Raw genomic sequence first — 25,245 nt, 5'->3', positions numbered from 1 at the left:
CCTATCATGAGATCAGGTTCGCCATAGATTAGATCCATCATCCTGCACAAGCGAGCGATTTGCCCATGGTTCCCATCACCGCCGTCATCGCTATCAAAAATGAAGCCAACAATCTGGAGCGCTGTTTGAGCGCACTGGATGGATGGATCACTGAGGCGGTGGTGGCCGACTCCCAAAGTACGGATGGCAGTCAGGAGATCGCACAGGCTCACGGCGCCACGCTGCTGCAGTTTCACTACCAAGGCGGCTGGCCGAAAAAACGCCAGTGGGTGCTCGACACCTACGCCATCCAAACCCCCTGGGTGCTGCTGCTGGATGCCGACGAGCGCGTGACTGAAGCGGTGAAAAGGGAGATTGAAACGGCGATTACGCAGCAGGAGTATGCGGGCTTTCGCATTAAGCTGGATAATATTTTCATGGGCGTCACGCTCACCCATGGGGACTTCAGCCCCTATAAAACCTGCCTGTTTCGCACCGGGCAGGGACGTTTTGAACAGCGTCTGCAGGAGCAAACGACTCACATGGCGGATATGGAGGTGCACGAACACGTGAAACTGGATGGCCCCTCACGCGCGCTCAAGCATGGCCTGGAACACCGCAACGTCAACACCCTGTCGCGCTACATCCTCAAGCACAATGAGTACTCTAACTGGGAAGCGCCCTTGATGCGGCAACTGAAACACGGCGCGCTTGAGCACGATGAATTGCCGCCGCGCTTATTTGGCGGCACGCAGGCCCAGCGCCGTCGCTGGCTCAAACACAAGCTGTTTTTCATGCCTGGATTCAGCCTGCTGATGTTTGTCTATCACTATCTGTTGCGCGGCGGCTGTCTCCATGGCGCGGCAGGGTTTTATTACGCCGCTTTTCAAGCCATTCAACGATTTCATATCAAGGCCAAGGTGCGCGAACTGGAACTGATCGCACAATACGGCTCGGCCAACCCGCCGCCCGAAGAGTTGAAGCGGCGCTGAGCCGCTCATCCATTACAAATCATTTTTGCGACAGCCGTAGATATCTTCAAAACGCACAATATCATCCTCTTGCAGATAGCTGCCGCTCTGCACCTCAATCACCTGCAAGGGAATTTTACCCGGGTTCTCCAGGCGATGTTTCACCCCAACGGGGATGTAGGTGGATTGGTCCTCCGTCAACAGAAAGCTCTCGCCGTCGCGGGTGACTTTGGCCGCGCCGGTCACCACCACCCAGTGCTCGGCGCGATGGTGGTGCATCTGCATGGAGAGTTTGGCCCCAGGATTGACCGTAATGCGTTTGACCTGAAAGCGCGAATGCACCGAAATGGTCTCAAACGCGCCCCAAGGTCGGTAGATTTTGGGGTGAAACACCGCTTCACGACGATTATCACGCTTGAGGCGCTCGACCAATTTTTTGACGTCCTGGGAGCGGCTCTTGTCGGCCACCAACACCGCGTCGGCGGTCTCCACCACCACCAAGCCCTCCACGCCGAGCAACGTCACCAGCCCCTCATCGGCCCGCACCAGACAGTCGCGGGCGTCTTCCAACACCACGTCGCCATGGGTCACATTGCCCTGCGCATCGCGCTGCTGCGCGCGCCACAGCGCCTCCCACGAGCCGATGTCGCTCCAGCCCGCATCCAGGGTGGTCACCACGCCCCGCGCGGTCCTCTCCATCACCGCATAGTCGATGGAGTCCGCCGGACAGGCCTCGAAGCTCTCCGGATCCAAACGAATAAAGTCCAGATCCAGCCGCGCCTTTTCCAGCGCCAATTGGCACTGTTCGACCATCAACGGCGCATGCTGACTCAACTCCTCCAGATAGCGCTCGGCGCGGAACAGAAACATGCCGCTGTTCCACAGATAGGCCCCGCTCTGCAAATAGGCTTGGGCGGTTTCAGCGTCGGGCTTCTCCACAAAACGGTCAATGGCGTAACAGGCGGGCCCCGATCCCGGCAGCGCCGCGCCGCGATGGATATAGCCATACCCGGTTTCAGCCCACTCCGGCTGCGCGCCGAATGTCACCAACGCGCCGCCTGCGCTGTGCTCCCTGGCCGCCAACAGGGCGTTATGCAGCGCTGTCACATCCGGGATCAAGTGATCGGCAGGCATGACCAGCAGTTGCGCCTGCGGGTCGATCTGCAACGCCTTGAGCGCCGCGCACGCCACCGCCGGCGCGGTGTTGCGGCCAACCGGCTCAAGCAGAATCCCCGCGCTCTCAATCCCGGCGTGGCGCAGCTTCTCGGCGGCCAGGAAACGGTGCTGATCGTTACACACCACCAGCGGCGCGCCCAGATCCGGCAATCCGCTGAGCCGCTCCAGGGTCTCAATAAACAGGGACTTGCCATCGAGCAGCGGCAGAAACTGTTTGGGGTGGATCTCCCGCGACAGGGGCCACAGACGCGAGCCGGAGCCGCCGGATAATAGAGTCGGAATGATCATAGCGCAGACTCCCAACAATCAGCGCGCGCTGCGCCAAGGGCCGAAACAGCATGTATTTTGCATAGAAACAATCAACCAGATAATCACACCGCGCAGCGCCGCTGCGACATCGCAAAATATTACCTGGAACGCATTGATATCGCCATGACAGTTACCGAACCCACGCCCTATGTCAACGCCGTGCGCCTGATGGCCGAACAAGGCGACCCGGACGCGCAACACACAATGGGCGCTCTGCTGCTGCAGGGTGAGGAGATCGCTCAGGATTTCGACGCCGCCGCCCAATGGCACCGCCTCGCGGCGGAGCAGGGGCATCCAGACGCACAACATGACCTGGGGGTGATGGCCTGGGAGGGACTGGGATGCGCGCCTGATGCAGAGGCGGCGCGCCAATGGTTCACCTTGGCGGCGCAGCAGGGCAATCCGGATGCGCGCAACAATCTGGGCGTGCTGTGGGCCACTGGAGAGGGCGGCGCACAGGATTTGGCGCAAGCGTGCTACTGGTTTGCGCTGGCGGCGCGCGATGGGCTGCCGGACGCGCAGGATAACCTGCAACAAGCGCGCAATGAAGCCAGCGAACAGGAGTGGCGCGCCGCGCAGGAGAGATTGGACGCACTAACCGCTCAAGCCACGGACGACGCGGACGACGCCCTCTAGCTTACAGACCAAACTCCGCCAAAGCTTCAAGCAATCTCTGTTTGCGCAGGGGTTTCTCCAGGTGTCGGGTGCAACCGGCCAGCCGGGTCTCCTCACGGTCGGAATCCAGCGCGTGCGCAGTCAACGCAATGACCGGAACCGCCGTCCACCCCTGTTCTGTTTCCCACTGGCGAATCTGACGCGTCGCTTCATAACCGTCCATGATCGGCATCTGTATATCCATCAGCACCAAATCCACCCCCCCCTGCAGATAGCGTTCAACCGCTTGCCGCCCATTCTCCGCCATCTCCACCTGATGCGCTGACGCTTTCAGGAAATGCTGCACCAACATACGGTTATCGCTGGAGTCATCCACCAGCAGGATCACCCGCTGAGCCGCCTCAGCACGGGGCTCGCCTGGCGCACGCGCGCTCTCAGGCTGCGGCGCGGTCAACTCCTCGACAGCGGATTGCGTGGTGGATTCCAACGGCAGGTGCACCGAGAACACGCTGCCCCGCCCCTTTTCACTGGTGACGGTAATCCCACCGCCCATCAAGTCGATCAAACGTTTACAGATGGTCAGCCCCAGGCCGGTGCCGCCAAACTCCCGCGTGGTGGAGGCGTCCGCTTGGGTGAACGGGTGAAAAATCCGCTCCAACTCGGCGGGACTGATGCCGATGCCGGTATCCTCCACCGCCAACTCCGCCCACCCCACATCGGAGATACTCAGCTTCAAGACCACTTTCCCCTCAGGGGTGAACTTCACCGCATTGCCCACCAGGTTGATCATCACCTGGCGTAGGCGCTCCTCATCGCCAATCACCCAGCGCGGCGTGTGCGGATCGATCTGACACGCCACCGCCAGAGGTTTATCGCCTTTGGCCACGCCCACCAGATCGGTGACGCCAGAGGCCAACGCCCACAGATCAAACGGACGCCGCTCCAGGTCCACGCGCCCGGCTTCAATTTTGGAGAGGTCGAGAATATCGTTGATCAGCGCCAGCAGCGTCTCTCCCGCTTTGTAGGAGACCTCCAAATAACGCATTCGCTGAGGGTTCGGCTCATTCTCCATGAGCAACTCGCCCATGCCCAGAATGGCGTTGAGCGGGGTGCGGATCTCGTGACTCATGGTGGCCAGAAAGGCGCTTTTGGCCTCATTGGCGGCTTCGGCGCTCTCTTTGGCGATGCGCAACGTCTCCGCCTGGATGGTGTCGCTAATATCCTGCATGATGCCGATTAACCGCCCCGCCTCAGAGCGTCCACCCGGCTCCCAACGCACCAAACTGCGCACATGACGGATCTCATCCTCCGGGGTGCGCACGCGGTACATGGCTGAGATCGGTTTGCCGCCTCGGCGCGCGTTTTCCAGCGCTTGCTCGAATTTTTCACGATCATCGGGCTCGATGCTCTCCAGCAGGAGATTCAGCCCAGCATTGCTCTTCTGCGAGTCGGGGCGTCGGCGCAAAATTCGATACAGCTCGCTCGAGCAGAACAGCGCTGCACTGCCCACATCCCATGCCCAACTGCCCAACTGCGCCAAATGCTGCGCCTCGGACAATCGCGCTTCGGATTGACGCAACGCCTCGGCGGCGGCCAATTTGCGCGTCACATCCCGTCCCACAGCGAAGAAACGGTCCTCCCGCGCAATGGCGGACCACTCCACCCACACCACCTGCCCATCATCCCGTCGCATGCGCAAAGGGAACTCCCGCACCATACCGGCGCCGCGCAGGGTGATCATCTGCTCTCGCACACGACCGATATCTTCATCTTGCGTCAAATTTTCAAACAGAGCTCCCGCCAACTCACCTGGCTCATGGCCGAGCACAATTTGGAACGCCGAGTTGGCGCGCACAATCCGCCCATCGCTGTCCAACACGCACAACAGGTCGGGGATCAGTTGAAAAAAACGCTCGCGCTCGGCTTCGGCTCCGCGCCGCTCCGCCGCCTCGCGCAGCAGCTGCTCATTGCTCAGCCGCAACGCCTCGGTGCGCTCTCGCACGCGCTCTTCCAGCGTGGCGTTAACCTCTTGCAGCGTCTCTTCAAAAGCCTTGCGTGTGGTGATGTCACGCACCTGCGCGGTAAACAGCCGCTGACCGCGCGAGACCCCAAAGGTGATGGAGATCTCCGCCGGAAAGCGTTCGCCATCGCGCCGCATGGCCTGAATCTCCAAACGCTGATCCAAAAACGGATGATTCAGGAGAGGGTCGAACGAAACCAGCGCCTCGCGCATGGCCTGCTGTTTCTCCTGCGGCGCCAGAATCGTAATGGCGTCGCCGCCGAGATCCTCCTGACTCAACCCGAACATGCGCTCGGCGGCGGGATTCAAGTCCATCAGCACGCCGCCATCATCGATGGTGATCATGGCGTCCAGGGCGGCGTCGTGAATGGCGCGGATTCGCGTGGCCTCCTCGCGCTGCTCCTGCACCGACTGCTGGTGGCGCAGCAGGGTTTGATAGCCACGGCCATGCAGCTTGAGCCGGGCCACCATTTCGGCGCGCTCGGGCAATTTGATCAGATAGTCGTTGGCGCCTTTGGAGAACGCTTCGGCCTTGGTTTCGGCGCGATCCTCCACCGACAGCATGATCACGGGCAGTTGTTGAGTGCGGCGATAGCCGCGCAATTCATCGAGCAGATCCATGCCGCCCACATCGGGCATGTTAATATCCAGCAGAATCAGCGTCGGATTGACGTCGAGGATATGGCGCAGAAGGTTGCGCCCACTGTCGCGGCAGGTGAGTTCAAACTGTGGCTCATCGCTGAGCATCGCTGCGAGCAGGCGATGCGTGAGAGACTGGTCGTCAATGAGAAGGATACGGATCGTCTCGTCAAACGCGTCCGAAGCGCCATCGTGGGATAGCTCGTTAATCATATCCACATAACAATCCATCACTTGTAGGCTGCACAACATGCGCGCACAGCCTTTCCCCACCCCAGCCAAAGAATACCTTTTTTTGCGCCGAATGCGCGGATAATTCACCCTGCAAATGGCTTTTGCCTCAAGATTGTATAAAAGAGTGTCGAAATAATTCCTTGGATACGTCAATATGACGTCTATTTTCCCAATAAAGCCATCTTGAACGAATCATTGCGCAGAGCTGGCGCCACAATCAGCCGGGGAGAGGACCTTGTCCATCAGTTTGCACAGCCTGACCATCAAATGGAAATTGCTGCTGTCGTTTGGCGTGATGGCGGCGGTTATGTTCGTGTTTGGTTTGAGTCAGCTGATTCTGTTCTCCTCGCTCTCCGACGAACGCGATGATCTGTATGCTCAGACCTATGCGGCCGGGCTAATATCCCAGAGCACGCATAAATTGATGGAGCTGCGCAGCCTGCTGGGCGCATCAATCTCCGGCGCCGCGCCGCAGGAGTTGCTCGAGCGCGCGCAGAGTTTGAGTCAAGCGCTCAAAGGGCAAGGCCACATCCTGCGCAACCAGATCACAGATACAGCCAGACGCGCGCAGATCCAGCGCTTTCTGGAGCGCCATGAGGAGGCTTCCAACCAACTCATCGCCGTCATCGAAATCCTCAGCGCCAACCCGGCTGCAGCAAGCGAAGAGTCCACGCGCCAGCAGGTGGCGTCGGCCATCACCGCCTTTGAGGAGGCTGCAGCGCCACTGCACGCCCTGCGCGCATCCGCGCACCAGGCGCAGCAGGACGCCCTGACCGACATGGCCGACTCGGTCTCCGGCAGCCAGATCTTCTCATTCCTGGCGCTCCTGCTCTGCCTTGGCCTGGCCACCATTCTGGCGCTGCTGATTGTGCGCGGCATTCTCAAACTGTTCGGCGCCGACCCCGATCAATTGGCGACCCTGGCCAAAGCGTTCTCCGAGGGCGACCTGACCGTGTTTGGCCGCGATGGCCGCGTCACCACCGGCATCGATCAAGCGTTGAACAAGATGGCCGCCAACATCTCCCAGGTGCTGGGGCACATCGCACAGATGGCGGAGATGATGGGCGGCGTCGCCGCCGAATTGGCGGAAACCTCCCATGATCTGAGCGTGCAGGCGCAGGAGCTGGCCAGCCAGTCGGAGATCTCCGCCACCTCCACCGCTTCGCTCTCCGAGGCCATGACCGCCATTGATGAGGCGGCGGAAGTGGCGGCGACCAATATGGACGCCATTTCACAATCGGCTAACGGCGCCAGTGAGAACATGAACAACATCGCCGCCGCCTCCGCTGAAGCCACCACCAACCTCACCACGGTGGCGGAGTTCTCCGATCACGCCAGTCACAGCATGAAGCGGGTGCACACCTCGGCGTCCAACTCCAGCAACAACATCAAGGATGTCGCCACCGCCGTGGTGCAGATGGCGCGTTCCGTGGAGGGGGTGCGCAGTCAGTGCGAAAACGCCAGCGCCGATTCGCGTTCGGCCAACCAGTTCGCCCAAGAAAACAGTCGCATGGTGGGCAAACTGGGCGCCGCCGCCGAAGAGATCGGCAAAGCCGTCGAACTGATTAACGAAATTGCTGACCAGACCAACATGCTGGCGCTCAACGCCTCCATCGAAGCCGCTGGCGCCGGCGATGCCGGCAAAGGGTTCGCCGTGGTGGCCAATGAGGTCAAGGAGTTGGCGGCGCAAACGGCGGAAGCCACCCGCATGATCGGTGGGCAGGTGGAAGATATTCAAGACGGCGCCAAGGGGGTCTCCACCTCCATTGCGCAGGTCACCGAGATCATCGCCAATATCGACTTGGCCAACACGGAGATCGCGCAGGCGGTGGATGAGCAGAACTTCACCATCACCGAGATCAACAGCTCCATGGAGTACGCCTCGCTGGAGACCAAGCAACTCTCCGAGAGCGTGGATCAAGCCTCCCAAGGCGTCTCTGACGTCACCGAGTGCATGCGCGACGTCTCCGACGGCATCGTGCAGGTAACCGACAACGTGCGCGCCGCCTCCAGCGTCATCAGCGACATGGCCCACAACGTCACCGGCGCCCTGGAGGGCGCGCGCAACATCTCCCACAACGTCGCCACCGCAGCGGACGCCTCCAAGAGCCTGGTCGACTCCACCGCGCGCATCAACGATGTGGCCGAATCGGTCAACGGTTTGAGCTCCAAGGTGGACGAACTTTCGCAGACGGTGGCCGCCGCCATGGAGGAGGTCAACTTCATCATCAGCATGTTTGAAATGGACGACGGCATCCACGAGGATTGAGCCGCCCCCTAAGTTGAGTCAGCGTGGCGTCATGCGCCGCGCCCGTGGCGCGCGCCGATTAGCCGGTTCGGTTTCTGATTCCGCCCGCGCCGCGCGCAGCCGCGCCAACTGCGCAAAATTGTCCAGCGAGATCATGTGCGCATGGATGCGCTTGAGCCAACCATTGGCCACCCAGCTTTTCAGCAGCGCCTCTGGCAGCCCCGCCAAGCGTTTCTCATCCACCCGGTACAGACCACGAATCACCTGCTCCTCACCGCCCTGGCCGTGGGCAGCGCGCAGTTCGAACGGCGCGATGATATTACGTTCGTCCAAAGCCTGGAGAAACGCCAGCGTGCGGCGCGAGGCGGCGCGCGACTCCTCCAGAAAACGATGCATCCGCTCCCAACTGGGAGTGGGATCACCATCATTATCGAACATCCGTTCGCCGTGGGGATCCAGCCCATCCTCGTCCACACAGACCAGGTTTTCCGCCTCCCCGGCCCGCGTCACCTCCACCAGAGTGAACGGATAGCAGCGCGCATAGGCGGGGATATAGCACCCTTCCCGCCATACGCCATCAGAGTCGACAAACAGATTTTCGCCCCCACTGAGCCCCGTCACCGCGACGGAAACCAAGCGCTTGCCGTCACCGCTACGAGCGAACACTACCGGGTAGTCGCGGCAGGCGGCGGGAAACTCCGGCAGGCTCAAACTGATCACATTGAGTGGGGCGGCAAAGCGAAACCCTTTGCCCACTCCCAGCAGCCTGTGCAGAACTCTGTCCAGAGGACACAATTCGCCATATCCGGGTGGTGAAGGCCAAGGAGTGGGCATGACGGCTCTACCTGACAGGGAGTGAGAACAAAAGTCCATTGCGAAAGCGCAATGCGACCGAGCGAATGCTGCGTCGCCCCTGCGGTCCGCCCGCTAAAGTATGTTACCCTGACGCCATAGACAACCCGACATTTCCGCTCACCGCCCCCACTTGAGGAGATCGCCATGTACGACGCCGAAGTGATCCAGGCTCAGCCACTCGACAGCGAAGAGGCGGCGTTCTTTTTCCACAGCATTGAGGAGTGGAATAGCAAACGGACGGAGCTGGAGGCTGAAGAGTATGAGATGAGCTACGTCTCCGGCCCCCACGAGGAGCTGTTCGACGCACTGTTCATCGACCATGAGACGATTCAGCTGTGGTATGAGAAGGTCCGGGAACTCAAGCAGATTCAGCGCGCGGCGCTCTATTATCTCTATGTTTTTCGAGCAATCCCATTAGCCAAGAGCTTGGAGGAGCTGGAGCAGCTCGCCATCCTAGGCGGCGCGGCGGGCGATGTGGCCGAGGAGATGTTGGAGGAGAGCGGCGTCATCGAGCGCATTCCCGATGAGGTGCGCGACTACATCGACTGGGAGCGTCTGGCCAGCGATTGGAGCATTGCTGGCAAGCTGATCTCCTTTGCCTACGAAGGCGTCAACTGGGTGGTTGTGAAATAGCCCCCATACACAGCCCCTATTCACCACCAGCTTTCGTGGTTTTTGTTCAATCCCCACTCTACATATGATATTTTGATCCTGTCATAAGCTCGTTGCACGGACAGGTAGTGTCATGAACATGCCCATTCTTCCCGCTTCGCTCACGCCCTACCAGCGCTATCACCAAGCGTTGCGTGGCGGCTCATTGCACGTTGACGAGGCGCAGCTCAACGCTCTGGACGCACTGGATCATCTGTCGGCGGCGCTCAACATCCCAGCGGAGAAGGTGATTCGTCGCGGCCTGACGGTATGGAAACCCCTCAGCGGCGCTCTGGCCCCGCGCGGTCTCTACCTGTTCGGCCCGGTGGGGCGCGGCAAGTCCATGCTGATGCAGATGCTGTTCGACAGCGTGCAATTCCGCGAAAAGCGCCGGGTGCACTTTCACCCCTTTATGGAGGAGTTGCATGGGCGCATGCACGACCTGAAACCGCCCAAGGGGGTGGACCGGGTGCGCTTCATGGCCTCGCAGATCGCCGAGGAGGCCCGCCTACTCTGCTTTGATGAGTTCTATGTCACCAATATCGGCGACGCCATTCTGCTGGGACGTTTGGTGGAGTCGTTGATGGCGTGCGGCGTGACGCTATGCGCCACCAGCAACTGGGCGCCCATGGATCTGTTTCAGGGCGGGGTCAATCGCAAGCAGTTTCTTCCCTTCATCCGCTTGATCGAACGCGAGCTGGTTCCGGTGGATCTGGACAGCGGCGCCGACTGGCGGCGCGCCCACCATGAACCCACAGCCCGCGCCGAAGGCGACCCGGAACAGCTCTTCACGCTCATCACCGGCCATGCGGCCGCTCCGGCCAACGTCACCTTGCGCAAGATGGGAACCTCCGCCCTTGGCGCCGTCGATGGCGTGTTCTGGTACGATCTGCACGACATCTGCGCCCGCGCTATTGGCCGCGCCGAGTACCTCTCTCTGTGTGAGCAGAGCCGCGCGGTGATCGTCAGCGGCGTCACCCGCATCGCCGCCGACGCGGCTGATCTGGCCATTCGCTTCATCACCCTGGTGGATCTGCTGTATGAGCATCGCATCCCCACGCGGATCTTCAGCGACATCGACCTGGAGAGCGTCTGCCCCGAGGGTGCGGCGGCGTTTGCCTTTGAGCGCAGCGTCTCGCGTCTGCATGAGCTGTCGCGTCTACCGTTGCCGGAGGCGGGGTGATATCCACACAATAGAGACGATAGAAAGTTTTGAGATATTGAGGGCGTTGCCCTCAAGCTCCCAAGATCAAGAGCCAAACCGTGGGGCGCCGCCCCACACCCTGCTGGGGGCGCGGCCCCCAGACCCCGCCGCCGACCAGTCGGCGGCCAGTAGTCAGCGCAAGCCGGGCCTGCGTCACGCAAACATTAGACGCTCTGTGCAGTTTTGGTTTCGCATGGCGAGATGGCGTCTCCTTTTACAAATTACAGAAACGTGCTCGACTATCATCCCCCACTCTATCGCCCGCCATCCGAAGGCCAGAATCTCATCATTCAGGCCACCATCGGCTGTAGTTTCAATCGCTGCCGCTTCTGCAGCATGTATCGCAGCAAGTCGTTCCGCCCCCGCCCCTGGCCGGAGCTCAAAGCGCATATGGACGCCGCCATCGCCGACTGGCCCGACGCCACCCGCGTGTTCCTGGCCGATGGCGACGCCTTGACCCTGCCCACCGACGAGTTGCTGCGGATTCTGGATTATCTGCAAACGCATCTGCCGGGGCTCACCCGCGTCTCCAGCTACGCCCTACCCGCCAATCTGCGCAAAAAATCCGTGACTGAATTGGAGCGGCTCAGCGCCGCGCGCCTCACCCTGCTTTACTACGGAATCGAAACCGGCGCCCCCGCCCTACTCAAGCGCATCACCAAGGGCGCCACGCCAGATGGGATGGTCGATGGTCTGAACAAAGCGGCGCAAGCAGGAATGAAAGTTTCAGCCACGGTGGTGCTGGGATTGGGCGGCGCCAATCACTGGCAAGAGCATATCGACGGCACAGTGGAACTGCTCCAGCGGGCGCCGTTGAGCTATCTCTCCACCCTACAGCTCTATCTGGAGGAGTCGGTGCGTGACGACTTCCTCGCCGCCTTCGACCCGCCCTTCATCGCTCAGGACGACATCGCCATTCTGCGCGAACAGCATCGCCTCATTGACGCTCTGACCGATCCGCCCCAGCGGCTCATCTTCCGCTCCAATCACGCCTCCAACGCCCTGGCGCTGGCGGGCAATCTTCCGCGGGATCGCGACAAGCTGTTGGCGCAGATCGACGCCGCGCTCTCTGGAGATGCGCCTTTACGACCAGCCTATTTGCGGGGATTGTGAGAGAGTTGCGCGTCTAGAACAAAAAACGTGGGAAAGATGGAAGATGTTGAGGGCTCCGCCCTCAAACTCCCGAACAGACAAACCGTGGGCGCCGCCCACACCCGCTTAAGGGGCGCAGCCCCTTAAGAATCCCGCCTGCGGCCAGCCGCAGGCCAATAGTCAGCGCAAGCTCACCGTTTCTCACGCAAACATTTTTACTTGGGAGTCAGACAGGAAAAAACAGAGGGGAAAATCAGAGATATTGAGGGCGCCGCCCTCAAACTCCCGAAGGACCAAACCGTGGGCGCCGCCCACACCCGCTGGGGCCACAGGCCCCAGACCCCGCCTGCGGCCAGCCGCAGGCCAATAGTCAGCGCAAGCTCCAACTGCCTCACGCAAACATTTTCACTGGGGCGCAGGACATTACGGCTCGAACGAAAGCGCATCGGCCTCTTTGGTGAGCACTTCCATGCCGAACAGCGTGTACAGGTCCGGCCCTGGATCCACGCCAAAATAACAGTGCAACTCCCAGCGCAGCCCTTTGGCCATCTCCGGGGTCAGCCGCACCGCCATGGCGCTGCCATGCTCATCCTCAAAAGCTTTGCGTTCAGCCTCAAGCTCTTTGAGATAGACGAAGTTTTTCAGTTTCATGGCAACACTCCCCACTCGCGGCCATACGCCGCACAAGGGGCCATCTTAGCCAAAACCGAAAAACCGCGCCAGCACTCCTCTCCGCTTAATCCGCCTGCGCCAGCACATTGGCCTCCTGTGCAGTGGGCGCAACCGGAACGCTCTTCTGAATGGAAAGCAGAGTGGCGGACTGATGGGGCGTCACGCTTCGATCCAGCCACGCCATGGTCGCAACCAATAACAGCAGCCCGGCGAAGATACCCATGATCCCTTTCATCGACCCCACTCCTCAGTAAAAGGCGCGGCAGCCCCGCGCGCATCTTCACTGTAGTCGGATCTTATGAAGGATCAGTCGAGTTTATGTGAACATAAAATGACGACGCGCGATTTTTGCCATCCCGCTGTCAAACGGACTCCAGCGCTTCCGCCAGAACCGTGATCACCCGACGCCGCTGCGCCTCGGTCAACTCCGCATAGATGGGGAGACTCACACCGTGTCGCGCCAGCGCTTCGGCATAGGGGAAGTCCCCCGCTTTATAGCCCAGATCCGCAAACGTCCCCAACTCATGGATAGCAAACGGGTAGTGAATCCCCGCGCCAATGCCCGCCTCATTGAGGAGTTTGAGCACCGCGTCGCGGTTGTCCACCTGGGTCACATAGAGATGATAGACCGAGCCTGCATTGTGGGTCAGCGGCGTCGCCCCTTTCAGCCCCGCCAGTTGCCCGTCATACCAGGCGGCATGTTCGCGGCGGGCGGCGTTCCAGGCATCCAGATGCGGCAACTTCACGCCCAGCACAGCGGCTTGCACGGTGTCCAGACGGCTATTACAGCCGTTGAGTTCATGCTTGTACTTCTGTGGCGAGCCCAGATTGCGCAGCTGCTCCAATCGTTCGGCAAGGGCGGCATCATTGGTGGTGACCATGCCGCCATCGCCGTAAGCGCCCAGGTTCTTGCCCGGGTAGAAGCTAAAGCAGGCCAGCGTCCCCATGCTGCCAGCGCGACGATCGCCCAACGTGGCGCCGTGGGCCTGGGCGGCGTCCTCCACCACGGGCAGATTGTGCGCAGCGGCGATTTTGAGAATCGCCTCCATATCGGCGCACTGGCCATACAGATGCACCGGCGCGATGGCTTTGACGGCGGGGGTGATGGCCGCTTCCAGCTTGCTGGGGTCAAGCAGGCCGGTGGCGGGGTCGATATCCACCAGAGTGACGTCGGCGCCGGTCTGGCGCACCGCCAGGGCGGTGGCGGCGAAGGTCATGGCCGGGACGATCACCCGATCCCCTGCGCCCAGCCCCAGGGCGGCGAAGGCCAGATAGAGGGCGTCGGTGCCGTTGCCGCAGCCCACGGCGTGTTGGGCGCCGCAGAAGTCGGCGAAGGCGGCTTCGAACTCCCGCACCGCTTGTCCCAGCACGAAGTCGCCGCGTTGCAGCACGGCGTCCATGGCGGCGCGGGCTTGTTCGCCCACTTGGGCGAACTGGGCTTTGAGATCAACCAGGGGGATGTTCTGACCGCTCATAAAGCTGCTCCATAAGAGTCTGTTTTTTCTTCCGCACCACAACAAAGCACATATTCCAAATCGTGCAAATTTGTTCACGTTTGCGCAGAAGCAAAACTAACGAGGGTCCAGGGAAATCATTTCCCTGGCGGCCATAGGCGGAGCCGTATAACAAATTGGCAGCGCCCGTGCGGGTCCAGGGCGGCTCCCTGGCCGGGTTTGGGCCTGAGGCCCAATATCTTACATCGTCCAAAACGAACCACGCCAAGAGTCCACTCCCGCGACTCTCCCACAACCCTTGAAACGGGTCAATCCCTGTGCAAGCGGTGTGGGCGCGCGTAGAATGCGGGACTTTCCCTCTCTTTTATCTAGCGGACCGGAATCCATGAGCGACGAATTCACCACGGTGAGCAAAGAGGAAGGCACAATTCGATTGAACAACGTGCGGGTGGGGCCGGACGTGGCCTACTTCAGTTTTGTGAACCTGTATGGCTGCACCATCGGCGCAGGCAGCAAGATCGGCGCGTTTGTAGAGATTCAGAAGAACGCAGTGGTGGGCAAACGCTGCAAAATCTCCTCGCATTCGTTCCTGTGCGAGGGGGTGACGCTGGGCGATGACGTCTTTGTCGGCCATGGGGTGATGTTCACCAACGACCGTTATCCCCGCGCCAGCTCCCCCACCGGCCAGCCGTTGCAGGATGGCGAGTGGAAGCTGGAGACCATCGAGGTGGGCGACGGCGCCGGCATCGGCTCCAACGTCACCATTCTGCCGGGGGTCAAGATCGGCAAAGGCGCCCTGGTGGGCGCAGGCGCGGTGGTCACCCGCGACGTGCCCGATGGCGCGGTGGTGCAAGGCGTGCCCGCCCGCGTGGTGGCCGACAAGGCGCCGGACCTGCCATAAACCCTGACGGGCGCAGCGCTTGCCCGTCGCGTATGGGTCGGGCATACTGAACGCACGTTGTGGACAAAAAGGATATTTCGCCCATGGACAAGATTCGCATCGCCCTGATCGGGTATGGCTACTGGGGCCCCAATCTGCTGCGCAACGCGCTGGGTCAACCGCGCTTCGATGTGCGCTGCGTGGCTGAACGCGACGCCGCCCGCCGCGACAAACTTGCCGCCGCCTACCCCGATATCGCTCTGGAGTCCGACGGTCTGACCGCCATCGCGCGGGATGACGTCGACGCGGTGATCATCGCCTCCCCCGCCGACACCCATTTCATGCTGGCCAAAGCCGCCCTGGAGCAGGGTAAGCATGTGCTGGCGGAGAAGCCCATGACCACCACGGTGGCCGATGGCGAGGCGCTGGCGGAGCTGGCCGAGGCGCGCGGCTGCGTGCTGATGACCGACCACACCTTCCTGTTCACGCCGTCGGTGCGCATGATCAAGTCGCTCTACGATGATGGCAAGCTCGGTCGCCTCTCCTATGTGGACTCCACCCGCATCAACCTGGGTCTGTTCAACATGGAAGCCAACGTGCTGTGGGATCTGGCGGTGCACGATCTGGCCATTCTCGACTTCATACTCAATGAAGAGCCGGTGCACATGACGGTGAGCAGCCACGCCCACCTGACCGAGGAGAGCCCCGACCTGGTGCATCTGACCACCTACTATCCCAGCGGGACCATGGCGCACTTCAATCTGAGCTGGCTATCGCCGGTGAAGCTGCGGCGCATGGTGTTCGGCGGCGACGAGCAGATGCTGATCTGGGACGATCTGAACAACGACGAGAAGATCAAAATCTACAACTCCGGCATCAAGCTGCGTGAGGAGTCCCAGCGTCACGTGGCTACCGCCGAGTATCGCATCGGCGACATCTCGGTGCCGCGCGTGCCCACCGGCGAGGCGCTGGCGGGGGTGGCGGCGCACTTTGCCGCCGTCATCGATGGCCGCGAGGAGTCCATCATGGATGGCCGCCGCGCGGTGCGCATCATCCGCATTCTCGAACGCGCCCAGGCGCTGCTGGATGAGAACCGGCGTCAGATCGCCGCCGCCAAGCAATAGTCACTCCGCCCCACTCGGTCGAACCCCAAGGAACGCGTTTAATGAGCAAACCCACTTTGGTGATCACCGGCGGCGCCGGTTTTATCGGCTCCCATCTGGCCCAGCGCATGCGCGACCGCTACAAGCTGGTGCTGTTCGACAATCTGCGCCGCGACTCGCTGCAGTATGTCCCCGAACTGCGCGATGACCCCGACATCAGCTTCATCCAGGGCGATATCCTCGACCGCGACGCCATGTTCCAAGCCATCGACGGCGCAGAGGCGGTAGTGCACATGGCCGCCATCGCCGGGGTCAGCGCTTATCACGACTATCCGCTCAAAACGCTGCACACCAATATCGAAGGCGGCTTCAACCTGCTTGACGCGGTGCGCGCGGCGGGCACGGTCAAACGGCTGATCGCCTTCTCCAGCAGCGAGGTCTATGGTCCCAAAGCGGAGAACGTCAACGAGTCCATGCCCATGGTCTCCGGCCCGCCGTCGGAGTCGCGCTGGGTCTATTCGGTGAGCAAATTGGCGCTGGAGCATGCGGTAATCAGCTTCGCCAAGGAGTGCCCCGAAGTCTCCTGCAGCAACATCCGCCCCTTCAACGTCTACGGGCCCCGCCAGACCGGCGAAGGCGCCATCAGCAACTTCTGTCGCAAACTCCTGGCGGGCGAGCCATTGCAGATCTACGGCGATGGCTCTGAAGTGCGCGCCTGGTGCTTCGTGGACGACCTGCTCGACGCCATGGAGGAGATGTGGGAGTGCCCCGAAGCTTCGGGCAAATCCTTCAATATCGGCTACCCCGAGACCGCCTGCACCACCAACGAACTGGCCGAAACACTGATTCGCGTGGCCGGGCGCGGCGAATTGAAACACATCCCCCGCGAGCACACCCCCCTGCCCCTGCGCAAGCCCGACATCACCCTGGCGCGCACCACCTTCGGCTTTGACCCCAAGGTCGGTTTGGAAGAGGGACTCAAACGCACTCTGCAATGGTTTGAGGAGACCGGTGCATGAAGATCGTCGTCGTTGGCGGCGGCAAAATGGGTCTGCCGCTGGGCTGCGCCTTCGCCATGCGTGGCGCGGAGGTGACCATCTGCGACATCAACCCCCAGATCGTCGCCGACATCAACACCGGGCGCTCGCCTCACGATGAACCAGGATTGCCCGAGGCGGTGGCGTCACTCCACGCCGCTGGACGCCTTTCAGCCAGTCAGAACACCACCGAAGCGACCCGCGAGGCCGAAGCGGTGGTGATTCTGGTCTCGGCGCTGTTGACCTCTGATCGCGACATCGACTTCGGCAATCTGGACGCCGCCACCGAGGCCGTCGCCGCCGGGCTGCAACCGGGAACCCTGGTCTGCTATGAGACCACCGTGCCGGTGGGCGCCTGCCGCACCCGTTTCGCCAACCGCCTGGCCATCGGCAGCGGTCTGAAATGCGGCGCTGAAGACGGCTTCCATCTGGCCTTCAGCCCGGAGCGGGTCAAATCGCGTCTGGTGTTTGAAAAGCTGCTCACCACGCCCAAAATTGTCGGCGGCTGGAACAGCGAAGCCGCCACCCGCGCCGCGCGCTTCTACGGCGCCTGGCTGGGGGCGCAGACCACCAATGTGGAGACGCTGGAGGCCGCTGAATTCGTCAAACTCAGCGGCATGATCTATCGCGACGCCAACATCGCCATCGCCAACGAGTTGGCCGCCTACGCTGAGGACCACGGGCTCGACTTCAACCTGATTCGCGAAGCCGCCAACACCGATAACGAAACCTTCCTGCTCCTGCACGGCATCGGCGTGGGCGGGCACTGCACCCCGGTCTACCCCTACTTCCTGATTCGCGCCTCTGAGCGCGCGGGCAAGCCGCAGCGCTTCGCCGCCCTGGCGCGGGAGATCAACGAGGCGCAGCCGCGTCGTCAATGCGAGCGGCTCGCCGCCGCCATTGGCGGACTTGAGGGCAAAAAGGCGCACATTCTGGGTCTGGCGTTTCGTCCGCAAATCGCCGAGAGCAGCCACAGCAGCGCGTTTGCCATCCACGATGCGTTGGTTTCGCTGGGCGCGGGCGTGACGTTGGATGACCCCTGCTTCTCCGACCGCGAGATCAAGGCTTATGGCTTTGAAGCCGCCTCCATGGCCGAGGCGAAGCCGGATGTGGTGATTCTCAACACCGCTCACCCGGAGTTTCTCAATCCGGATTTTGCCCAATGGCGCGAGGATGGCGTCTCCGCCGTGCTGGATGGACGCAACGTTTGGAGCCGCGCCGAGGCGCTCAAGGCTGGATTGCATTGGGTGGCGGTGGGCGAGCCGACGGGATCGCCGAAGAGGTAGAGTCAAAATGTTTGCGTGACCCAGGGCGAGCCTGCGCTGAATTCAGGTAGCCGCCGACTGGTCGGCGGCGGGGTCTGGGGGCCGCTGCCCCCAGCGGGGTGTGGGGCGGCGCCCCACGGTGTGGCAGTGTCAGTAGTCTTTGCCGTTTCCCCATTGAACAAAGCGGGCGTCAGCAAAGAGTAGAAGAAAGCGCGATACATGGCGTCTGCACGAAAGCTTTCGGGGAAACGGCAGTGAGCAGGCGCACAGCGCCGTCGCCCACAGGGCGGCGAATGCTCTAGAACTGCAAACCAGGGAAAGCCAAAAAGTGTGTGCGGGAAAGCCTTGTCGCACTTTTTTATAATGCACTGTCGAGCCAGGCCAGAACCGCCGCCTTCAACGCGCCTGGGAGCAAGACCAACACCGCCGCCTTCAACGCGCCTGGGAACCAGGCCAGAACCGCCGCCTTCAACGCGCCTGGGAGCAAGACCAACACCGCCGCCTTTGGCGGCATACTGGGGAGATCTCTCCCCAGACCCCTCTCTCAATTTGCCAGAGCAAATTGAGCAAGGAAGCGCCCCACAAAATTACTGCGCAATTTTGTCTAATAAAGGGGCGCGATTTAAAGAATTTCATATTAAGGCTCCGCCTTAATGATCCGCCAGGGCTCCGCCCTGGACCCGCTTAAGGGTCATAGACCCTTAAGAATCCCGACAAATTTCCTGCGGAAATTTGTCACCTTAAATAGCGCGAGATCAGACTCTTTCCCGCAAACACCTTTTCTTCGGCGCGAGACTTCCCATGACCGCTTCGCTTCCCGTCTTCAGCCGTCCCTCCCTCGGCCCCCTCGAGGCCGCCGCCGCCTCCGAAGCCGTACTCTCCGGCTGGGTCGCCGCCGGACCGCACCTGCAAGCCTTCGAAGAGGCCTTCGCAGCCCGCTGCGGCGCCCAATTCGGCATCGGCGTCTCCAGTTGGACCACCGGCGCCTTCCTGGTCCTCAAAGCCTGGGGCCTCGGCCATGGCGCGGAAGTCATCGTCCCCTCCCTCACCTTCATCGCCAGCGTCAACGTCATCCGCCACGTCGGCGCGCGCCCGGTGTTCGCCGATATTGACCCGCTCACCTTCAATATCGACCCCGCCGCCATCGAAGCCGCCATCACCCCCAAAACCCGCGCCATCATCGCCGTTGACCAGATCGGCCTGCCGTGCGATATGCACGCCATCCGCGCCATTGCGGAAAAACACAATCTGCTGCTGCTGGATGACGCCGCCTGCGCCGTGGGCAGTCTCAATCAAGGCCGCCCGGTGGGCTCCCTGGCCCCGGTGAGCGTGTTCAGCCTGCACGCGCGCAAAGTGATCACCACCGGCGAAGGCGGCATGATCCTCACCGATGACGCCGAACTGGCCGAGCGGGTCCGCCGTCTGCGCAATCAAGGCATGTCGCTGTCGGCGCTGGAGCGCCACAACGCCGGCCCCACCACCTTCGAGAGCTACCCGGAGATCGGCTACAACGCCCGCATGACCGATATCCAGGCCGCTGTGGGCAATGTACAACTGGCGCGGTTGGATGACCTCATCACCGCCCGCAGCGCCGTGGCCGACCGCTACAACGCCCGACTGGCGGGTCACCCGCTGCTCATGGCGCCCCATGCCCCGGAAGGAATGACGCCCAACTGGCAGAGCTATCAAGTTACGCTCAAACAGGGAGGATTGGCCCAACGCAACGCCCTGATGGAGCAGCTCCACGCGGCGGGCGTGGGCACGCGCCGGGGGGTGATGCCTAGCCATCGCGAAGGGCCCTATGCCGAGAGCGCCCCGCCCCTGCCCCACACCGAGTTCGCCGCCGACTGCTGCATACTCCTGCCCATGCACGCCGAGATGACGCCCGCACAGGCCGATGCGGTGATGGATGTGGTGGATAGGTGCGCTCCATGAACGCGCGCGCCCTCAGACTGGCAATCCTGACGCTACTGCTGACGGGGTGGAGTCACGTTGCGCAGGCCCGGCCGCTACCCAGTCGATGCTACATCCAGCCCGACCCCGGCCAGTGTCAGGCCTATATCCCGCGTTACTTCTACGATGAGGGCTCGGGCCAATGCGAAGAGTTCAGCTGGGGCGGCTGTGGCGGGCGCGTTCCGTTCACCTCTCTTTCCAGCTGCCGCAGTCAGTGTGAGGTGGAGCCCACCGCGCGCGAACGCTGGGAGCAGAATCAGGAGACCCCCGATTAATCGGCATCTGATCTATGTGATGGACCCGCTCTGCTCCTGGTGCTGGGGGTTTGCCCCCAGTATGCAGGCGGTGGTCGAGCGGTTTGGCGCGGCTCTGCCCATGGAGATCGTGGTGGGGGGCCTGCGCGCGGGCAACACCGTCCCCATGGACGCAACCTTGCGCAACTACGTACAGGGCCATTGGGAGAAGGTGTATGAGGCCTCCGGGCAGCGGTTCAATTTCGCCTTCAAAATGCCCGAAGGGTTCATCTACGACACCGAACCGCCCTGCCGCGCGTTGAAAGTGGCGCAGGAGATCGAGCCCAAGCACGTCCTAACGCTGAGTCACGCCATTCAGAAGGCGTTCTATGTGGACAATCGGGATGTGACGCAAGAGGCGGTGCTGGCCAAGGTGGCGCAGGAGGCGGGGTTGGATGGCGCTGTCTTCGCAGCGGCGCTGGGTGAGGAGCGATTCCGCGCGGCGGCGCAAGCGGACTTCCGCCGCGCGCGCGAAGAGCTGAACGTGTGCAGTTTCCCCACCCTGCTGGGTGAGAATGCGCGCGGCGTCTCAGTGGTCAGTCCGGGCTTCTGCCCGCCTGAACTCCTGATCCGCCGCGTGCAAACCTGGCTCGATCCTTACGCTTCCTGACCGATCCCCAGTTTTTTCAGCACAATCACCAGCGGGCAGAAGCCGGTGAAGCCGCTCTGGAACATATTCGCGCCGATGAACACCGTGAACCACATCCAGTTGGGATGCACAAAGTGGGTCAAAGCCACCGACAGCAGCACCATGAATCCGGCGACGATCATCACAATTTGGTTAATGCTCACAGCGTTCTCTCCTGGGCTGGGGGAAAATGGGGTATAGTCGCTCATCATAGACCTGTTGGCGTCAAACGCCAGAACTTTGCTCAGACACCCCGCATCCATGAATGTTCCTGACTCCCCCCCCGTGGGACGCCATTATTTTGGGCGGCGGCGCCTCGGGCCTGATGTGCGCCCTCACCGCCGCCGGGCGCGAACGGCGCGTGCTGGTTCTCGAAGGCGGCAAAAAGTGCGGCGAAAAGATCCGCATCTCCGGCGGCGGACGCTGCAACTTCACCAATCTGAACGCCGCGCCGGAGAACTACCTCTCCAGCAATCCCCGCTTCTGCATCTCCGCCCTTAAACGCTACACGCCATGGGATTTCATCGGCCTGCTGGAGAAGCACGGCGTCGACTGGCATGAGAAAGCCCAAGGACAACTGTTCTGCGACGACTCCGCCCAGCAGATTGTTGAACTGCTGCTGGACGAGTGCCGCGCGGCGGGAGCGCGCATCGAGCGCCAGCGCCCGGTAACGCGCGTTCAACGCTCTGAGAATGGCTTCTTGGTCCAAGCGGGCGGCGAAACCTATGCCGCCCGCGCCCTGGTGGTGGCCACAGGGGGCAAGTCGATCCCCAAAATGGGCGCCACCGGGCTGGCGTTTACGATCGCTAAACAGTTTGGCTTGAATGTGATTGAACCCCGCGCCGGACTGGTCCCCTTCACCTTTCATCCGGCGGACCTGGAACCACTCAAGCCTTTGGCGGGGATCTCGGTTGAAGCCGAGGCGCGCTGCGCATCGGCTCACTACGCCGACGCCCTGCTGTTCACCCATCGCGGCGTGAGCGGGCCGGTAATTCTTCAGCTCTCCAGCCACTGGACGCCCGGCGAGGCCATTGAGATCAATCTGTTGCCCGGGGTGGATCTGGCGGCGCAACTCATCGCCGCCAAACGCGACGCGCCCAAGCAGACCCTGGGCGGTTTCCTCACCCAACATCTGCCCAAACGGGTGGCGCGCCATCTGGCGGCGCCGTTTGGGGTCGACGCCCGGTTGGCCGATCAGCCGGATAAGCGGCTGCGCGAGCTGGCGCAGTCGATTCAGGCGTGGCGCATCGTTCCCAGCGGCACGGAGGGGTATCGCACCGCCGAAGTGACCGTGGGTGGGGTGGATGTGGACGCCATCGATTCACGCAGCATGATGTGCCGTGAGATTGACGGGCTCTATTTCATCGGCGAGGCGCTGGATGTGACCGGCGAGCTGGGCGGGTACAATTTTCAATGGGCGTGGGCCTCGGGCCACGCGGCGGGAATGGATCTATGACTCTGTTTTACAATATTTAAAATTAAGCTGAGCGCAACCATATTCCAATACCCCCAGAATCCAGGTGCGCGCACTGAGCAAACTCACGAGGGTCCAGGGAAATCATTTCCCTGGCGGGTCCAGGGCCGCGCCCTGGTCGGGGTCTGGGGCGAAGCCCCAGTCTCTTTCCCCTTCCCTCAATAATTTCAGAGAACCCCAATCAGCCATACAGGCACAGATAAGCGGTATCGCTGGCGATTTTCAGATCGAAGCTCTCGCCGGGCTGCACCACGAAGATCTCGCCCACGCGGAACACCTGCCAGTCGGGCTCGCCGGGCAGCTTCACCGTCATCGAGCCGCTGACCACCTGCATGGTCTCCTTCTCGCTGGCGGCGAAAGTGTACTCGCCGGGCGCCATCACGCCCACCGTGGCGCGCTGGCCATCGGCCTGAAACGCGAGGGATTTCACATGGTCTTCAAAGTAGGAGTTAACGGCAAACATGGGCGAATCCTCATAAACGGTTGAACAGATGCGGCGCGCACGCCTCAGTTCGTCTATACACTGCCCCTTTCACGCTGTCGAGTGCGCATCGCGCCATCGGCTGCGCCAGGAGTCAGAATGACCGCCTCACCGCCCCCTTCACCCACAGAACCGCCCCGCCCGGGTCTGACGCCGGAGAGTATCGGCGCCATTGTGATCTATCGCGATGACGACCTGATCGTCATCAACAAACCCAACCGCCTGCCGCTCTATCGCGGCCCCGGCGGCGGCGAGGTGCTGGCCGACTCAATCAGCGGCCTGCGTTTTGATCGCCCCGACGACCCGGCCCCGGCGCACCGCTTGGACGCCGCCACCAGCGGGCTGTTGATTCTCGGGCGGCACAAGTGGGCGCGACGGCGCATCAGCGATCTGTTCGTCAGCGGACGCGTGCGCAAAACCTACTGGGCCATCACCCAAGGGGAGCCCGCATCCGACGCAGGAGTGATGCAAGCGCCGCTACTGGACGTGGGCTGGCCGGGGCGACCGCGCATCCGCGCCCACTCCACCGGCAAGGCCGCCACTACGCGCTTCACCGTGCGACAGCGCCACGCCGGGCAGAGCTGGCTGGAGCTGACCCCGCTCACCGGCCGCACCCATCAACTGCGGGTGCACTGTCAGATTCTCGGTTGCCCCATCGTCGGCGACCCCCTGTATGGCGACGGCGACCGCTTTGGCCCGCCCATGCACCTGCACGCGCGCGCCCTAACGCTGTATGATGGCGCATCACAACTGAATTTTGTCGCCCCGCCACCGGCGCACTTTGCGCCCTGGCTGACGCGCGCACATCAATCCAACCCCACTTTGGAGACCTCTCATGGCTGACGCCTTCCGCGCTCTGGTTCTACGACAACAGGAGAAAAAGACCCTCAGCGCCTTTGAGCAACTGACCATCGATGACCTGCCCGCAGGCGAGGTGCTGGTGCGGGTGAGCCACTCCAGCCTCAACTACAAGGATGGGCTGGCCATCACCGGAACCGGCAAGATCGTGCGCAACTTCCCCCACGTGCCCGGCATCGATCTGGCCGGTGTGGTCGAGCATTCCGACTCCCCCGATTTCCAGCCAGGCGACGCCGTGCTGGTGACCGGGCAGGGCATGGGCGAACGCTTCTGGGGCGGCCATGCGCAGTATGCGCGCCTGCCCGCGCCCATCCTCACCCCCCTGCCCGACGGCCTCAGCGCCGCCCGCGCCATGGCCATTGGCACCGCCGGATTCACCGCCATGCTCTGCGTGTTGGCTATCGAAAAGCACGGTGTGACCCCTGCGGACGGGCCGGTGCTGGTCACCGGCGCGGCGGGCGGAGTGGGCAGCGTGGCGACGCTATTGTTGAGCAAAATGGGCTATGCGGTGAGCGCCGTCACCGGGCGCGTGGCCGAACAGGGTGATTTCCTGCGCAGACTGGGCGCAAGCGAGATTCTGCCGCGCGAAGAGTTGGCGCGGGAGTGCAAACCGTTGGAGTCGGAGAGGTGGGCGGCGGCGGTGGATGCGGTGGGCGGCCAGACCCTGGCCACGATCCTGGCGCAGAGTCGCTATGAAGGGATCGTCACCGCCGTGGGGCTGGCGGGGGGGATGGATCTGCCCACCACGGTGTTCCCGTTCATTCTGCGCGGGGTGACCCTGCGCGGCGTGGATTCGGTGATGTGCCCCGCCCCGTTGCGCAATCAGGCGTGGGCGCGGCTGGCGCAGGATCTGGACATGACGCAACTGGACGCCCTCACCCACACCATCGGGTTTGACCAACTGCCCGCCCAGGCCCAGGCGATCATCGCGGGCCAGACCCGCGGGCGCGTGGTGGTGGAGATCAACTGAGCTGCATTCCCACCCATTCACAGACGCCAAACTCAGACCTATCGCCATGCGAAACCAAAATTGCTCAGGCTGGCAAATGTTTGCGTGACGCAGCTTGAACTTGCGCTGACTATTGGCCGCCAACTGGTCGGCGGCGGGGTGATTCGGGCCATCCATGGCCCTCACCCTTCGGGCTCGCTTGCGC

The 25,245-nt window shown here is 62.2% G+C and carries 24 protein-coding genes; 16 read left to right on the top strand and 8 right to left on the bottom strand.

Going from position 1 to position 25,245, the window contains the following annotated elements; all coding sequences use genetic code 11:
- Positions 1-65: 65 nt before the first annotated feature.
- A complete protein-coding gene (locus MAIT1_RS16360) occupies positions 66-971 on the top strand; it encodes a glycosyltransferase family 2 protein (RefSeq protein ID WP_085444619.1) in 906 nt (301 codons plus the stop codon).
- A gap of 12 nt (positions 972-983) precedes the next feature.
- On the opposite strand, the gene MAIT1_RS16355 is transcribed toward MAIT1_RS16360, so the two are convergent.
- On the bottom strand, positions 984-2,414 hold the full coding sequence (locus MAIT1_RS16355) for a mannose-1-phosphate guanylyltransferase/mannose-6-phosphate isomerase (RefSeq protein WP_085444618.1): 1,431 nt from the start codon (positions 2,412-2,414) through the stop codon (positions 984-986).
- Positions 2,415-2,558: 144 nt separating this feature from the next.
- Between MAIT1_RS16355 and MAIT1_RS16350 the strand changes: the two genes are divergently transcribed.
- Positions 2,559-3,071, top strand: coding sequence for a tetratricopeptide repeat protein (locus tag MAIT1_RS16350; RefSeq protein WP_085444617.1), 513 nt, complete (start codon positions 2,559-2,561; stop codon positions 3,069-3,071).
- Position 3,072: 1 nt separating this feature from the next.
- Here MAIT1_RS16350 and MAIT1_RS16345 read toward each other — a convergent pair whose 3' ends face one another.
- Entirely contained in the window at positions 3,073-5,922 is a 2,850-nt protein-coding gene (locus tag MAIT1_RS16345) for a response regulator (protein ID WP_241893513.1), read from the bottom strand.
- 256 nt (positions 5,923-6,178) lie between these two features.
- Between MAIT1_RS16345 and MAIT1_RS16340 the strand changes: the two genes are divergently transcribed.
- A complete protein-coding gene (locus tag MAIT1_RS16340; RefSeq protein WP_085444615.1) occupies positions 6,179-8,212 on the top strand; it encodes a methyl-accepting chemotaxis protein in 2,034 nt (677 codons plus the stop codon).
- 18 nt (positions 8,213-8,230) lie between these two features.
- Here the strand turns inward: MAIT1_RS16340 and MAIT1_RS16335 are convergent, their stop codons facing one another.
- Positions 8,231-9,025 carry a SapC family protein gene (locus tag MAIT1_RS16335; protein ID WP_275531641.1) on the bottom strand — a complete coding sequence of 265 codons (795 nt, stop codon included), beginning with the start codon at positions 9,023-9,025 and terminating at the stop codon, positions 8,231-8,233.
- Positions 9,026-9,190: 165 nt separating this feature from the next.
- On the opposite strand from MAIT1_RS16335, the gene MAIT1_RS16330 reads away from it, so the two are divergent.
- The 3 genes from MAIT1_RS16330 to MAIT1_RS16320 all read left to right on the top strand — a co-directional run bounded on the left by MAIT1_RS16330 (position 9,191) and on the right by MAIT1_RS16320 (position 12,014).
- The gene (locus tag MAIT1_RS16330; RefSeq protein ID WP_085444613.1) at positions 9,191-9,679 is read left to right on the top strand and encodes an antirestriction protein ArdA; all 489 of its coding nucleotides are present in this window, start codon (positions 9,191-9,193) and stop codon (positions 9,677-9,679) included.
- Between the two features lie 112 nt (positions 9,680-9,791).
- Complete coding sequence (gene zapE, locus MAIT1_RS16325; RefSeq protein ID WP_085444612.1) at positions 9,792-10,880, top strand: cell division protein ZapE; 1,089 nt, start codon at positions 9,792-9,794, stop codon at positions 10,878-10,880.
- Positions 10,881-11,132: 252 nt separating this feature from the next.
- On the top strand, positions 11,133-12,014 hold the full coding sequence (locus MAIT1_RS16320) for a radical SAM protein (RefSeq protein ID WP_198947921.1): 882 nt from the start codon (positions 11,133-11,135) through the stop codon (positions 12,012-12,014).
- Between the two features lie 402 nt (positions 12,015-12,416).
- On the opposite strand, the gene MAIT1_RS16315 is transcribed toward MAIT1_RS16320, so the two are convergent.
- From MAIT1_RS16315 to MAIT1_RS16310, 3 genes are all read right to left on the bottom strand, one after another.
- On the bottom strand, positions 12,417-12,644 hold the full coding sequence (locus MAIT1_RS16315) for a hypothetical protein (RefSeq protein ID WP_085444610.1): 228 nt from the start codon (positions 12,642-12,644) through the stop codon (positions 12,417-12,419).
- Positions 12,645-12,729: 85 nt separating this feature from the next.
- On the bottom strand, positions 12,730-12,900 hold the full coding sequence (locus tag MAIT1_RS21895) for a hypothetical protein (RefSeq protein WP_158089556.1): 171 nt from the start codon (positions 12,898-12,900) through the stop codon (positions 12,730-12,732).
- 127 nt (positions 12,901-13,027) lie between these two features.
- Positions 13,028-14,140 carry a DegT/DnrJ/EryC1/StrS family aminotransferase gene (locus MAIT1_RS16310; RefSeq protein WP_085444609.1) on the bottom strand — a complete coding sequence of 371 codons (1,113 nt, stop codon included), beginning with the start codon at positions 14,138-14,140 and terminating at the stop codon, positions 13,028-13,030.
- A 364-nt stretch (positions 14,141-14,504) separates the two neighbouring features.
- On the opposite strand from MAIT1_RS16310, the gene MAIT1_RS22495 reads away from it, so the two are divergent.
- The 7 genes from MAIT1_RS22495 to MAIT1_RS16275 all read left to right on the top strand — a co-directional run bounded on the left by MAIT1_RS22495 (position 14,505) and on the right by MAIT1_RS16275 (position 21,260).
- A complete protein-coding gene (locus tag MAIT1_RS22495) occupies positions 14,505-15,020 on the top strand; it encodes an acyltransferase (RefSeq protein ID WP_085444608.1) in 516 nt (171 codons plus the stop codon).
- 83 nt (positions 15,021-15,103) lie between these two features.
- On the top strand, positions 15,104-16,123 hold the full coding sequence (locus MAIT1_RS16300; RefSeq protein ID WP_085444607.1) for a Gfo/Idh/MocA family protein: 1,020 nt from the start codon (positions 15,104-15,106) through the stop codon (positions 16,121-16,123).
- A 41-nt stretch (positions 16,124-16,164) separates the two neighbouring features.
- Entirely contained in the window at positions 16,165-17,121 is a 957-nt protein-coding gene (locus MAIT1_RS16295) for an NAD-dependent epimerase/dehydratase family protein (RefSeq protein WP_085444606.1), read from the top strand.
- Positions 17,118-18,425 carry a nucleotide sugar dehydrogenase gene (locus MAIT1_RS16290; protein ID WP_085444605.1) on the top strand — a complete coding sequence of 436 codons (1,308 nt, stop codon included), beginning with the start codon at positions 17,118-17,120 and terminating at the stop codon, positions 18,423-18,425. The genes MAIT1_RS16295 and MAIT1_RS16290 overlap by 4 nt, the downstream gene beginning before the upstream one ends.
- A 780-nt stretch (positions 18,426-19,205) precedes the next feature.
- Complete coding sequence (locus MAIT1_RS16285; protein ID WP_085444604.1) at positions 19,206-20,339, top strand: DegT/DnrJ/EryC1/StrS family aminotransferase; 1,134 nt, start codon at positions 19,206-19,208, stop codon at positions 20,337-20,339.
- Positions 20,336-20,632 carry a BPTI/Kunitz domain-containing protein gene (locus tag MAIT1_RS16280; protein ID WP_085444603.1) on the top strand — a complete coding sequence of 99 codons (297 nt, stop codon included), beginning with the start codon at positions 20,336-20,338 and terminating at the stop codon, positions 20,630-20,632. Before MAIT1_RS16285 ends, MAIT1_RS16280 begins: the two co-directional genes overlap by 4 nt.
- Positions 20,633-20,651: 19 nt before the next feature.
- Entirely contained in the window at positions 20,652-21,260 is a 609-nt protein-coding gene (locus MAIT1_RS16275; RefSeq protein ID WP_085444602.1) for a DsbA family protein, read from the top strand.
- Here the strand turns inward: MAIT1_RS16275 and MAIT1_RS16270 are convergent.
- On the bottom strand, positions 21,248-21,442 hold the full coding sequence (locus MAIT1_RS16270; RefSeq protein WP_085446193.1) for a YgaP family membrane protein: 195 nt from the start codon (positions 21,440-21,442) through the stop codon (positions 21,248-21,250). The genes MAIT1_RS16275 and MAIT1_RS16270 overlap by 13 nt on opposite strands.
- A gap of 101 nt (positions 21,443-21,543) precedes the next feature.
- On the opposite strand from MAIT1_RS16270, the gene MAIT1_RS16265 reads away from it, so the two are divergent.
- Complete coding sequence (locus tag MAIT1_RS16265; protein ID WP_085444601.1) at positions 21,544-22,734, top strand: BaiN/RdsA family NAD(P)/FAD-dependent oxidoreductase; 1,191 nt, start codon at positions 21,544-21,546, stop codon at positions 22,732-22,734.
- Between the two features lie 199 nt (positions 22,735-22,933).
- Here the strand turns inward: MAIT1_RS16265 and ppnP are convergent, their stop codons facing one another.
- The gene (gene ppnP, locus MAIT1_RS16260) at positions 22,934-23,215 is read right to left on the bottom strand and encodes a pyrimidine/purine nucleoside phosphorylase (protein ID WP_085444600.1); all 282 of its coding nucleotides are present in this window, start codon (positions 23,213-23,215) and stop codon (positions 22,934-22,936) included.
- Positions 23,216-23,332: 117 nt separating this feature from the next.
- On the opposite strand from ppnP, the gene MAIT1_RS16255 reads away from it, so the two are divergent.
- Together MAIT1_RS16255 and acuI are read left to right on the top strand one after the other, a co-directional pair.
- Positions 23,333-24,076, top strand: coding sequence for an RluA family pseudouridine synthase (locus tag MAIT1_RS16255; RefSeq protein ID WP_143814883.1), 744 nt, complete (start codon positions 23,333-23,335; stop codon positions 24,074-24,076).
- The gene (gene acuI / locus MAIT1_RS16250) at positions 24,069-25,061 is read left to right on the top strand and encodes an acrylyl-CoA reductase (NADPH) (protein ID WP_085444599.1); all 993 of its coding nucleotides are present in this window, start codon (positions 24,069-24,071) and stop codon (positions 25,059-25,061) included. Before MAIT1_RS16255 ends, acuI begins: the two co-directional genes overlap by 8 nt.
- Positions 25,062-25,245 lie beyond the last annotated feature (184 nt).

It is taken from the genome of Magnetofaba australis IT-1 (assembly GCF_002109495.1).
GTDB classification, from domain to species: Bacteria; Pseudomonadota; Magnetococcia; order Magnetococcales; family Magnetococcaceae; genus Magnetofaba; species Magnetofaba australis.
The sequence above is the reverse complement of the archived record's forward strand: the minus strand, read 5'-3'. Positions and strand labels throughout refer to the sequence as shown.

Excerpts from the sequence above, each read along its gene's own strand:
- MAIT1_RS16315 (WP_085444610.1), bottom strand. The coding sequence starts at position 12,644 with ATGAAACTGAAAAACTTCGTCTATCTCAAAGAGCTTGAGGCTGAACGC.
- MAIT1_RS16275 (WP_085444602.1), top strand. The coding sequence starts at position 20,652 with ATGGACCCGCTCTGCTCCTGGTGCTGGGGGTTTGCCCCCAGTATGCAG.
- MAIT1_RS16300 (WP_085444607.1), top strand. The coding sequence starts at position 15,104 with ATGGACAAGATTCGCATCGCCCTGATCGGGTATGGCTACTGGGGCCCC.
- ppnP (WP_085444600.1), bottom strand. The coding sequence starts at position 23,215 with ATGTTTGCCGTTAACTCCTACTTTGAAGACCATGTGAAATCCCTCGCG.
- MAIT1_RS16265 (WP_085444601.1), top strand. The coding sequence starts at position 21,544 with ATGTTCCTGACTCCCCCCCCGTGGGACGCCATTATTTTGGGCGGCGGC.
- MAIT1_RS16280 (WP_085444603.1), top strand. The coding sequence starts at position 20,336 with ATGAACGCGCGCGCCCTCAGACTGGCAATCCTGACGCTACTGCTGACG.
- MAIT1_RS16285 (WP_085444604.1), top strand. The coding sequence starts at position 19,206 with ATGACCGCTTCGCTTCCCGTCTTCAGCCGTCCCTCCCTCGGCCCCCTC.
- MAIT1_RS16290 (WP_085444605.1), top strand. The coding sequence starts at position 17,118 with ATGAAGATCGTCGTCGTTGGCGGCGGCAAAATGGGTCTGCCGCTGGGC.
- MAIT1_RS21895 (WP_158089556.1), bottom strand. The coding sequence starts at position 12,900 with ATGAAAGGGATCATGGGTATCTTCGCCGGGCTGCTGTTATTGGTTGCG.
- zapE (WP_085444612.1), top strand. The coding sequence starts at position 9,792 with ATGAACATGCCCATTCTTCCCGCTTCGCTCACGCCCTACCAGCGCTAT.
- MAIT1_RS16295 (WP_085444606.1), top strand. The coding sequence starts at position 16,165 with ATGAGCAAACCCACTTTGGTGATCACCGGCGGCGCCGGTTTTATCGGC.
- MAIT1_RS16350 (WP_085444617.1), top strand. The coding sequence starts at position 2,559 with ATGACAGTTACCGAACCCACGCCCTATGTCAACGCCGTGCGCCTGATG.
- MAIT1_RS22495 (WP_085444608.1), top strand. The coding sequence starts at position 14,505 with ATGAGCGACGAATTCACCACGGTGAGCAAAGAGGAAGGCACAATTCGA.
- MAIT1_RS16310 (WP_085444609.1), bottom strand. The coding sequence starts at position 14,140 with ATGAGCGGTCAGAACATCCCCCTGGTTGATCTCAAAGCCCAGTTCGCC.
- acuI (WP_085444599.1), top strand. The coding sequence starts at position 24,069 with ATGGCTGACGCCTTCCGCGCTCTGGTTCTACGACAACAGGAGAAAAAG.
- MAIT1_RS16355 (WP_085444618.1), bottom strand. The coding sequence starts at position 2,414 with ATGATCATTCCGACTCTATTATCCGGCGGCTCCGGCTCGCGTCTGTGG.
- MAIT1_RS16345 (WP_241893513.1), bottom strand. The coding sequence starts at position 5,922 with ATGATTAACGAGCTATCCCACGATGGCGCTTCGGACGCGTTTGACGAG.
- MAIT1_RS16255 (WP_143814883.1), top strand. The coding sequence starts at position 23,333 with ATGACCGCCTCACCGCCCCCTTCACCCACAGAACCGCCCCGCCCGGGT.
- MAIT1_RS16330 (WP_085444613.1), top strand. The coding sequence starts at position 9,191 with ATGTACGACGCCGAAGTGATCCAGGCTCAGCCACTCGACAGCGAAGAG.
- MAIT1_RS16335 (WP_275531641.1), bottom strand. The coding sequence starts at position 9,025 with ATGCCCACTCCTTGGCCTTCACCACCCGGATATGGCGAATTGTGTCCT.
- MAIT1_RS16360 (WP_085444619.1), top strand. The coding sequence starts at position 66 with ATGGTTCCCATCACCGCCGTCATCGCTATCAAAAATGAAGCCAACAAT.